Here is a 4,258-nt window from a genome sequence, read left to right as displayed (position 1 = left end):
GGACGTGCTGCGGGCCGCGCTGGGCGAACGGAAGCTGACCTTCATGGGCTCCTCGTACGGCACCTACTTCGGGGCGCTGTACGCCACGCTGTTCCCCTCGCACGTGCGGCGGATGGTGTTCGACTCCGCGGTGAACCCGGACCCCGTGCAGGTCTGGTACCGCAACAACCTCGCCCAGTCGGCGGCGTTCGAGGGGCGCTGGTCGGACCTGAAGGAGTGGATCGCCGAGCACCACGACGTCTACGGGCTGGGCGCCACCGCGGGCGAGGTGCAGCGCAGCTACGACCGGGCGCGGGCGCGGCTCGCCGCCGAACCGGCCGGCGGGGAGGTCGGGCCGGGACAGCTGCAGAACCTGTTCCTGCAGGCCGGGTACTACGACGACTACTGGCCGGCCCGGGCGCAGGCGCTGTCGGCGTATCTGAAGGGCGATCAGCAGCCGCTGGCCGACCTGGCCGCGCCGCAGCGGGAGACGGCGGCCGAGGCGGAGAACGCCAGCGCCGTCTACACGGCCGTGGAGTGCAACGACGCGCCCTGGCCGACGGACTGGGCGGTGTGGGACCGGGACAACACCCGGCTCGCGCGGGTGGCGCCGTTCGAGACGTGGGCCAACGTGTGGATGAACCTGCCCTGCGCGTACTGGCCCGCGCCGCGTCAGCGGCCCCTCGATGTGCGGACCGGACCCGGTGAGCTGCCGCCCACGCTGATTCTCGCCGCCGAGCGGGACGCCGCCGCACCGTACGAGGGGGCGCTGGAGCTGCAGCGGCGGTTGTCCGGGGCGGTGCTGGTCACCGAGCGGGACGCCGGGGCCCACGGGCTCGTGGGCGGGCCCAACGCCTGTGTCAACGGGTACGTCGACGCGTATCTGCTGGAGGGGCGGCTTCCGGGACGGCGCGCCGCGTGTGCGCCGCACCCGGAGCCGAAGCCCGTGGTCGCGCCATGACGCCGGGTGCGGTTCGTCCGTGGCCGGTCGCGCCACGCGGCGGAGCCGCACATCCGTACGGCCCCGAGCCCTTCCGGAGGTTACGCGAGCCCGGCGACCAGCTCGGCCACGGACTTCCGGCGCCCCGTGTAGAACGGGACCTCCTCACGGACGTGGAGGCGGGCCTCCGAGGCGCGGAGGTGGCGCATGAGGTCGACGATGCGGTACAGCTCGTCGGCCTCGAAGGCGAGGATCCACTCGTAGTCGCCGAGGGAGAAGGAGGCGACCGTGTTGGCGCGCACGTCCGGGTAGCCGCGGGCCATCTTGCCGTGATCGGCGAGCATCCGGCGGCGGTCCTCCTCCGGCAGGAGGTACCAGTCGTAGGAGCGCACGAACGGGTAGACGCTGACGTAGTCGCGCGGCGTCTCATCGGCGAGGAACGCCGGGATGTGCGAGCGGTTGAACTCGGCGGGGCGGTGCAGCGCCATGTTGGACCACACCGGCGTGAGCGCGCGGCCCAGGCGGGTGCGGCGGAAGAGGTTGTACGCCTCCTGGAGCTGGTCGCTGGTCTCGGCGTGCCACCAGATCATCAGGTCGGCGTCGGCGCGCAGACCCGAGACGTCGTAGGTGCCGCGGATCGTCACGTCCTTCGCGGCGAGCTGGTCGAACAGCTCCTGGACCTCGTCGGCGTAGCCCGCGCGGTCCTCGGGGAGCACGTCCTTCAGCTTGAACACGGACCACAGGGTGTAGCGGATGACCTCGTTGAGGTCCTTGGCCAGCTTGCCCTTGTTCGGGATCCGGCCGGTGGTGGTGGCGTCGTCACTCATGTCCCTCATTCTCCCGCTCCGCCGTGCAGACTCTGCACCGGGTGGGCGGTGAGCTGCTCCACACCGCGCAGGTCACCGCCGAGCTGGTCCACCGCGGCGTACGCGCTCGCGACGCACGCGGGGACACCGACGCCGTCGTAGAGCGCGCCGCACACGGCCAGCCCGGGCAGCCTGCCGACGTGGTCGCGGATGCGGGCCACGCGCGCGTGGTGGCCGACCGGGTACTGCGGCAGGCCGTCGTCCCAGCGGGTGACGCGGGTGGCGACCGGCGTGGCGCCGAGTCCGGTGGCCTCCGCGAGGTCGTGGCGGGAGACGGCGACCAGGTCGGTGTCGTCGCGGCCGAGGATCTCCGTCTCGCCGTAGCGGCCGACGGAGGTGCGCAGGACCACCGTCTCCGGGTCCTGCTCGGCGATCCAGCCCCACTTCTGGGAGGCGAACGTGGACGCCTTGATGGTCCGTCCGTCGACCGGCGGGACGAGGAAGCCGCTGCCCACGGGGAGCCGGACGTCGCAGCGGCGGTAGGCGAGGGTGATCAGGGCCATGGAGGCGTACTCCACGGCGGTCAGCTCAGCCGCGGCGGCGGGGACCTCGGCGCGCAGCAGCGCGGCGGCGGCGGGCGCGGGGACGGCGACGACGACGGCGTCCGCGTGCAGCGTCCGGTCCCCGGCGGTGATCCGCCAGCCGCCGTCGCCCGACCGGCGCAGCTCCGTGGCCGCCGTGCGGGTCAGGATCTCCGCTCCGCGGGCCCGCACCGAGTCGGCCACCGCGAGGGGCAGGGTCCCGATGCCGCCCGCGATGCCCGTGAACACCGGGCCGGTCCGCGGGTTCGCCGCCGCCCTGGCCTGGATGCCGCGGACCGCCTCGGTGAGCGAGTCGTGGGTGCGGGCGGCCTGGAAGAGCTGGGGGACGGCGGAGCGCAGGGAGATGCGGTAGGCGTCGCCCGCGTAGACCCCGCCGAGCAGGGGTTCGACCAGGCGGTCGACGACCTCGCGGCCCAGCCGCGCGGCGACGTACTCCCCCACCGCCACGTCGTCACCGACTTCGGTGCGGGGCAGTTCGGCGTCCCGCTCGATGCGGCGCAGGCCCTCCTCGGAGAGGACCCCGGTCAGGGCGTCGGCGGTGCCGGGGACGCCCATGACATGGCCCTTGGGCATGGGGCGCAGGGCGCCGCGGGTCCACAGCGCGGCGGTCGCGGTGGCCGGCGGCTGGAGCCGGTCGGCGAGGCCCACCTCACGCGCGAGGCCGACCGCCTCGGGGCGGCGCGCCAGCAGCGACTCGGCGCCGAGGTCGACGCGCACGCCCGCGATCTCACCGGGCAGCAGCTTGCCGCCGACCCGGCCGGACGCCTCCAGCACGGTGACCCGCGCCCCCCGCTCCAGCAGCCGGTGGGCGGCGGCCAGCCCGGCGATCCCCGCTCCGATGACGACGACCCGCCGGGCGTCGCTCCGTACTCCGCTCATGTCCTCCACCTTCTCAGACGGCACCGACAGTGCCGCCGACGGGCCGTGGCCCGGCCGAGTCCCGACCGTGACCGGTTCGGAACCGGCCCGGTCAAACCCCGGGCGCGGCCCGGGCGTCGTAGGAACGTCACTGGCACCGAGCCACGGGGGGTACACCCGCATGCGCGCACGACGTTCCGCACGACGACCCGGACGGCTCCTCACCGGGCTGCTGCTCGCCTCCGCCCTCGCGGTGACCGGCTGCAGCGGCGCGGCCGACGAGACCGCGTCCGGCGCCGGCGTCGCCGGTGACAAGGCCGCGGAGGCCGCCGGGCCGGGCTACGAGGACGGCGGCGGCCGGTCCGGGGCCACGCAGAGCAATAAGGAGCAGGCGCCGAGGGCGGCCGTGAACCACATCATCCGCACCGCCTCCCTGACCGTGCGGGTGAAGGACGTGCCGAAGGCGCTCGCCGACGCCCGCGCCACCGCCGAGGGCGCGGGCGGCTACGTCGGCCGGGAGGCCACCCACCGGGACGAGCACGAGGAGTACACCGAGCTGGTGCTGCGGGTGCCGGTGGACCGGTACGAGGAGGTGCTGGCGGACCTGGAGGGCGCGGGCACGCTGCTGGAGCGCAGCGCGAAGGCGCAGGACGTCACCGAGCAGGTCGTCGACGTGCGGAGCCGGATCCGCACCCAGCGGGCCAGCGTGGAGCGGATCCGCGCGCTGATGGCCGAGGCGACCAGGCTGGAGGACGTGGTGACGCTGGAGGGCGAACTGAGCAGCCGCCAGGCGGACCTGGAGGCGCTGCTCGCCCGGCAGGCGACCCTGAAGGACCGCACGAGCCTGGCGACCATCACCCTGTCCCTGACCGAGACGCCGGTGGAGCGGGCCGCCGAGGACGACGACCCGGGGGTCGGGGACGCGCTCGGGGGCGGCTGGGACGCGTTCGTCGGGATGCTGCGCTGGATCGTCGTGGCGCTCGCCGCCGTACTGCCCTTCGCCGCGCTGGCGGCGCTGCTCCTGCTGGCGTGGCTGCGTCTCGTCCGGCCCCGGCGGGCCCGCCGCGCGGCGG

Annotated in this window: 4 protein-coding genes; 2 read left to right on the top strand and 2 right to left on the bottom strand. The window is 74.8% G+C overall.

Annotated features, from left to right (window positions below; genetic code table 11):
- Positions 1-940: alpha/beta hydrolase (locus tag CCN42_RS36220; protein ID WP_245877625.1), on the top strand; the 940-nt coding region annotated here is incomplete at its 5' end.
- 80 nt (positions 941-1,020) lie between these two features.
- Here the strand turns inward: CCN42_RS36220 and hemQ are convergent.
- Both hemQ and hemG read right to left on the bottom strand, forming a co-directional pair.
- Positions 1,021-1,746: a hydrogen peroxide-dependent heme synthase gene (gene hemQ, locus CCN42_RS36215; RefSeq protein ID WP_086741580.1), complete on the bottom strand. Its 726-nt coding sequence runs from the start codon at positions 1,744-1,746 to the stop codon at positions 1,021-1,023.
- A 5-nt stretch (positions 1,747-1,751) separates the two neighbouring features.
- Positions 1,752-3,206 (bottom strand): protoporphyrinogen oxidase, encoded by a 1,455-nt coding sequence (hemG, locus tag CCN42_RS36210; RefSeq protein WP_086741579.1) that lies wholly within the window; start codon positions 3,204-3,206, stop codon positions 1,752-1,754.
- A gap of 160 nt (positions 3,207-3,366) precedes the next feature.
- Between hemG and CCN42_RS36205 the strand changes: the two genes are divergently transcribed.
- Positions 3,367-4,258: DUF4349 domain-containing protein (locus CCN42_RS36205; protein WP_107427701.1), on the top strand; the 892-nt coding region annotated here is incomplete at its 3' end.

The organism is Streptomyces glaucescens (genome assembly GCF_002154375.1).
GTDB classification, from domain to species: Bacteria; Actinomycetota; Actinomycetes; order Streptomycetales; family Streptomycetaceae; genus Streptomyces; species Streptomyces glaucescens.
This window is presented reverse-complemented; position numbering and strand designations above follow the sequence as displayed.

What these genes read in the sequence shown, in the direction of transcription:
- hemQ (WP_086741580.1), bottom strand. Translation starts at nt 1,746, where the DNA reads ATGAGTGACGACGCCACCACCACCGGCCGGATCCCGAACAAGGGCAAG.
- hemG (WP_086741579.1), bottom strand. Translation starts at nt 3,206, where the DNA reads ATGAGCGGAGTACGGAGCGACGCCCGGCGGGTCGTCGTCATCGGAGCG.